Consider the following 4,207-nt stretch of genomic DNA (forward strand, 5'->3'; position numbering starts at 1 on the left):
CCACAAAAAACAAAAGTAAAAAATAAACTAAAAATGTAATGTTTATAGACAAAAGAGCGCTCCCGGCAAGCAAAAAAACAGATATTGTGAATATCTGCATATAATCTCTAAACTTTTTATTTTCTACAAGTTTAACCCCAAGTAAAATAATAAGTGCTTCTACAATTGGAGAAACAATGTTATTTGCAGATATACGAAAAATAGAAAAAATAACTACAATAATTGAAAATAAATTTAAAATATACCTATGAACTGGAAAAAATTTTTTCTTTTCAAAGTAAAGACCGGCAAAGAATAAAAGTATAAAAACAAATAGAAAAATATAATTTATATACTCAAAAACAGATAAAAAAGATATAAAAGCGGACAAAAAAACAAAAAAATTAACAACAAATTTTATACTATACATAAAGGGCAAGCTCCTTAAGCATTGAAATTTTATGCCCGTAGCTTAAATCTGGTTTAAAAACTTTTTTACCCATTTTTAGTCCAACAGGAGTTTTATGTTTATAAAAATTAATGATTAAATAAGTTATACAGGAAAGTTTCTTTTCAATATTTTTAATTTTTATTTTTTCAAAATCTATCATAACTGGCTTTTCACCTTGCATATAAAGTTCTTTAATATAAAGCTCCCCTGTTTTTGCATAAGCTTTCCAGTGAACATACTTTAAAGGCTCTCCAACAGTATATTCTTTTAAACTTCCAATTTCCCCTTCAAAACTTTTAATTTTACCTTCTTTCTCTTTTTTCTTCTTTCCTTCTTTTTCTTCTATATAAATACATTTTATAGGCTTTGGGAAAACAACCTTTTCATAACTTTCTTTTGAAGAAAGACATCTTATAAAAAAGTTAAATGGAAAAACCGAGCAGTAAAAAATTTCGCTGATTTTATTTATACCTCTGTTTTCAAACAAAAACAATAATTCCTTTTCAGATTTAGAATTATTAGCTATATAAGGAATTAAGATTTCCTTTTTATCAATAATTACTTTAATTAGGAATGACGGTAAAAATCTTTTTTCATTTTGAATAGTTATTTTTAAAGGAAATTCTTCACCAGCATAAATTTCATCTGGAAAATCTAAATAAACTTTTAACTTTGAAATATTTCTTTTTCCAAAAAACCCTGAAATTCCCATAAAAGATAAAAGTGCTGCATCTATAAGATATACAAGGTTATTTCCAGTGTTTGCACCTGCAATACCAAGTAATATTGTGATAGCAATATATATCCAGCCTGCTTTTGTAATTTTTATTAAGCCGGGACTTTTACTTCCTCTATTAAAGATTTTATAATCTCCTGCTTATCTGATGTTTCATACTCTTCTTTAAATATAACCCTATGCGTTATAAGATAAGGGGCAAGTTCTTTTATATCTTCAGGAATTACATAATCTCTTCTTTTAAAAAATGCATTTGTTTTTGAAGCTCTTGCTATAGCCAACGTTCCCCTTATTGAAAGTCCAACGTGTAAAAATTTTGTTCTTCTTGTGAGTTCTACGATGTCAAGTATGTAATCAATTATTTTTTCTGATAAATACACTTTTTTAGGGATTTCTTCCTGAAGTTGTAGAACTTCTTCTTTACTGAAAATAGGCTCAATATTATAAATTTCCTCCCTTTTACTGCCGCCCTTCAGGATATCTTTCTCAGCCTGCCTTGAAGGATACCCTACGCTTATTTTCATCATGAATCTATCAAGCTGAGATTCTGGAAGTGGAAAAGTTCCAAACTGCTCAACTGGATTTTGAGTTGCAATAACGAAAAATGGTTTTTCAAGTTTATACGTTTTTCCTTCAACACTAACCTGCTTTTCTCCCATAGCTTCAAGCAGTGCAGACTGGGTTTTAGGGGTTGCCCTATTTATTTCATCTACTAAAACGATATTGTGGAATATAGGACCTTTTTGAAACTCAAACTGTTCTTTTTCTTTTTTATAAATAGATACACCAATTATGTCTGAAGGAAGTAAATCACTTGTAAACTGGATTCTTGAAAAAGAAAGACCAAGAGTTTTTGCTATTCCAAGGGCAAGGGTTGTTTTTCCAAGTCCTGGAAGATCTTCTATTAAAAGATGTCCTTTTGAAAAAAAGGTAATAAGAGAAAGGGTAATAGCCCTTTCTTTTCCGTGTAAATAATTTGATAATGTATCAATAACCTGTTTTATTTTTTTATTTTCAACCATTAGGAAATCTTTTATAAAAATCGTTCAGCCTTTCATAATAATGTCCAACAGTAAAAAGTATCTCTTCATTAAAAGGTTTTGCAATTAACTGCATACCAATTGGAAGACCATTTTTAAATCCACAAGGAATACTAATAGCTGGGACAGTTGCCATATTTATAGAAACTGTAAATATGTCAGATAGATACATCTGAATTGGGTCGTTAGATTTTTCTCCTATTTTAAAAGCAATATCAGGGGTTGTAGGAGTAAGTATCACATCAACATTTTCAAAAGCTTTCATAAATTCTTGATAAATAAGAGTCCTAACCTTTTGAGCCTTTAGATAATATGCATCATAATATCTGAAGATAAAGAGTATGTGCCGAGCATTATTCTTTTTTTACTTCTGCACCAAATCCTTCATCTCTTGTTTTGAATACATATCATCTAAATCTTTATAATCTTTAGCCCTATATCCGTATCTAACACCATCAAATCTTGCAAGGTTAGATGATGCTTCTGAAGGAGCTATTATATAGTAAGCTTCTATTGCATATTTAGCAGTTGGAAGTGATATTTCTACAATCTCTGCCCCTTCCTTTTCAAGCTGTTTTGCTGCAGATAAAACTGCCTCTTTTACCTGCTGGTCTAATCCTTCAGAGAAAAATTCCTTTGGAATACCTATTTTTATCCCTTTTATATCTTTGCCTATTGCCTTTGTGAAATCAGGCACAGGTATGTTCCTTGAAGTTGAATCTCTTTCATCTTTTCCGGCTATAACATTTAAAATGATAGCACTATCTTCAACTGTCCTTGTAATAGGTCCTATCTGGTCTAAAGAAGATGCAAAAGCAACGAGCCCATATCTTGAAACTCTACCGTAAGTAGGTTTTAAACCTACAACCCCGCAAAATGCTGCAGGCTGTCTTATTGAACCACCTGTGTCAGAGCCTAAAGAAGCAGGTACTATACCGGCTCCGACACAAGCAGCAGAACCCCCTGACGAACCTCCTGGAACTCTCTCCAAATCCCACGGGTTTTTTGTAATAAAAAAGGCAGAATTTTCAGTAGATGAGCCCATTGCAAATTCATCTAAATTTGTTTTCCCTGTTATTATGTATCCATGTTCATTTAACTTTTCAACTACAGTTGCATTAAAAGGAGGAACGTAATTTTCAAGTATCTTTGAAGAACATGTTGTTTTTATACCCTTCGTAGAGATATTATCCTTAATAGCTATTGGTATACCGAAAAGAGCAGGGATATTATCTAATCTGGCTAATTCTTCATCTTTTTTCTTAGCGTCCTCAAGAGCAAGGTCAGATAAATCAGATACATAACTGTTTATTTTTGGCTCAAATTCTTCCTTTCTCTTTATGAAACTTTCAATAATTTCAGAAGGTTTTACTTCTTTTTTTGATAAAAGCTTAGAAAGCTCTTTTACACTCTTTTTCCACAAGTCCATTTCCTACCTCTTTACAATTTCTTCAAGTTTTTTTATTTTTTCTTCAACTTTAGATAAAACTTCTTCCTGTTCTTCTTTAGCAAACTTTTCAGATTTTTCTAATAAATTTCTTAAAGATTTAACTGTATCTTTTATATATTCTTGAGCTTTTTCTTTTAGTTCTAACTCTTTAACTTTTTTTTCTAAGTCATCAAGTTTCTTTTTTATTTGTTCTCTGTTCTCATAAGCCAAATATGAAATACCTATTCCTGCTGTAAGTCCTAAAATAAAAGATATTACTTCTTTTCTCATTTTTGTTTTCCTCTCTTTCTTTTAAATATTGAAAGTAAACCAAAGATTGATGTAGTTGCTTCTAAATTTTCCACCACTTGATGAACTTTTGGTGATAAAACTTTATAATCTATTTTTATTTCTATTAAGAGCTCTTTTAATGTTTTTAAAATACCGGCAGTAATTATAGATACAGCAATAACTCCTACAGTTATTATAACCATACAAACGGCAATTATTCCTAAAAATATAGTATTTAAAGTTTCCATTAAATTAACCTACAAATTTTTTTTCTACAACTG

At 30.3% G+C, this 4,207-nt stretch carries 5 protein-coding genes and 1 pseudogene; all 6 read right to left on the reverse strand.

Features of this window, described 5'->3' with window-relative positions:
* On the reverse strand, positions 1-409 hold a 409-nt coding region (locus tag HG1285_RS05725; protein ID WP_008288321.1), incomplete at its 3' end, for a transglutaminaseTgpA domain-containing protein.
* The gene (locus tag HG1285_RS05720; RefSeq protein ID WP_008288322.1) at positions 402-1,142 is read right to left on the reverse strand and encodes a DUF58 domain-containing protein; all 741 of its coding nucleotides are present in this window, start codon (positions 1,140-1,142) and stop codon (positions 402-404) included. The genes HG1285_RS05725 and HG1285_RS05720, both read right to left, overlap by 8 nt.
* Before the next feature lie 116 nt (positions 1,143-1,258).
* Positions 1,259-2,188, reverse strand: coding sequence for a MoxR family ATPase (locus HG1285_RS05715; RefSeq protein ID WP_008288323.1), 930 nt, complete (start codon positions 2,186-2,188; stop codon positions 1,259-1,261).
* Positions 2,181-3,635: pseudogene (gene gatA, locus HG1285_RS18235) on the reverse strand (Asp-tRNA(Asn)/Glu-tRNA(Gln) amidotransferase subunit GatA). The gene HG1285_RS05715 and the pseudogene gatA overlap by 8 nt, the downstream one beginning before the upstream one ends.
* A gap of 3 nt (positions 3,636-3,638) precedes the next feature.
* Positions 3,639-3,926 (reverse strand): hypothetical protein, encoded by a 288-nt coding sequence (locus HG1285_RS05710; RefSeq protein ID WP_008288326.1) that lies wholly within the window; start codon positions 3,924-3,926, stop codon positions 3,639-3,641.
* Positions 3,923-4,174: a hypothetical protein gene (locus HG1285_RS05705; RefSeq protein ID WP_008288327.1), complete on the reverse strand. Its 252-nt coding sequence runs from the start codon at positions 4,172-4,174 to the stop codon at positions 3,923-3,925. Before HG1285_RS05705 ends, HG1285_RS05710 begins: the two co-directional genes overlap by 4 nt.
* Positions 4,175-4,207 lie beyond the last annotated feature (33 nt).

It is taken from the genome of Hydrogenivirga sp. 128-5-R1-1, assembly GCF_000171895.1.

Excerpts from the sequence above, each read along its gene's own strand:
- HG1285_RS05720 (WP_008288322.1), bottom strand. The coding sequence starts at position 1,142 with ATGGGAATTTCAGGGTTTTTTGGAAAAAGAAATATTTCAAAGTTAAAA.
- HG1285_RS05715 (WP_008288323.1), bottom strand. The coding sequence starts at position 2,188 with ATGGTTGAAAATAAAAAAATAAAACAGGTTATTGATACATTATCAAAT.
- HG1285_RS05710 (WP_008288326.1), bottom strand. The coding sequence starts at position 3,926 with ATGAGAAAAGAAGTAATATCTTTTATTTTAGGACTTACAGCAGGAATA.
- HG1285_RS05705 (WP_008288327.1), bottom strand. The coding sequence starts at position 4,174 with ATGGAAACTTTAAATACTATATTTTTAGGAATAATTGCCGTTTGTATG.